This window comes from Fictibacillus sp. BK138 (assembly GCF_004216955.1).
Classification (GTDB): Bacteria; Bacillota; Bacilli; order Bacillales; family Fictibacillaceae; genus Fictibacillus.
The window spans coordinates 1,403-2,627 of record NZ_SGXL01000009.1; the positions used below are offsets into that span (position 1 = coordinate 1,403).

At 52.8% G+C, this 1,225-nt stretch carries 1 rRNA gene (only partly in view); it reads right to left on the reverse strand.

The annotated features are described in order from the left end of the window. Positions 1 to 1,220, reverse strand: a 23S ribosomal RNA gene (locus EV282_RS20035); its annotated part reaches 1,402 nt to the left of the window's first position; the annotation flags it as partial. Positions 1,221 to 1,225: the final 5 nt, after the last annotated feature.

Consider the following 1,225-nt stretch of genomic DNA (forward strand, 5'->3'; position numbering starts at 1 on the left):
TACGGTACAAGCCATAGCTTCGGTGATACGTTTAGCCCCGTTACATTTTCGGCGCAGAGTCACTCGACCAGTGAGCTATTACGCACTCTTTAAATGGTGGCTGCTTCTAAGCCAACATCCTGGTTGTCTGGGCAACTCCACATCCTTTGCCACTTAACGTATACTTTGGGACCTTAGCTGATGGTCTGGGCTGTTTCCCTTTTGACTACGGATCTTATCACTCGCAGTCTGACTCCCGCGGATAATTCTCTGGCATTCGGAGTTTGACTGAATTCGGTAACCCTGTGGGGGCCCCTAGTCCAATCAGTGCTCTACCTCCAGGAATCTTGCCGCGAGGCTAGCCCTAAAGCTATTTCGGGGAGAACCAGCTATCTCCGTGTTCGATTGGCATTTCACCCCTACCCACACCTCATCCCCGCACTTTTCAACGTGCGTGGGTTCGGGCCTCCATTCAGTGTTACCTGAACTTCACCCTGGACATGGGTAGATCACACGGTTTCGGGTCTACGACCACGTACTATGTCGCCCTATTCAGACTCGCTTTCGCTGCGGCTCCGTCTATTCAACTTAACCTTGCACGGGATCGTAACTCGCCGGTTCATTCTACAAAAGGCACGCCGTCACCCGTTAATGGGCTCCGACTACTTGTAGGCACACGGTTTCAGGATCTCTTTCACTCCCCTTCCGGGGTGCTTTTCACCTTTCCCTCACGGTACTGGTTCACTATCGGTCACTAGGGAGTATTTAGCCTTGGGAGATGGTCCTCCCGGATTCCGACGGGGTTTCACGTGTCCCGCCGTACTCAGGATCCACTCAGGAGGGAACGAAGTTTCAGCTACAGGGCTGTTACCTTCTTTGGCTGGCCTTTCCAGACCGCTTCACCTACTTCGTTCCTTTGTAACTCCATGTAGAGTGTCCTACAACCCCAGAGGGCAAGCCCTCTGGTTTGGGCTGTTTCCGTTTCGCTCGCCGCTACTCAGGAAATCGCATTTGCTTTCTCTTCCTCCGGGTACTTAGATGTTTCAGTTCCCCGGGTCTGCCTTCTCATACCCTATGTATTCAGATATGGATACCATCCCATTACGGATGGTGGGTTCCCCCATTCGGAAATCCCCGGATCAGTGCTTACTTACAGCTCCCCGAGGCATATCGGTGTTCGTCCCGTCCTTCTTCGGCTCCTAGTGCCAAGGCATCCACCGTGCGCCCTTTCTAGCTTAACCTTATA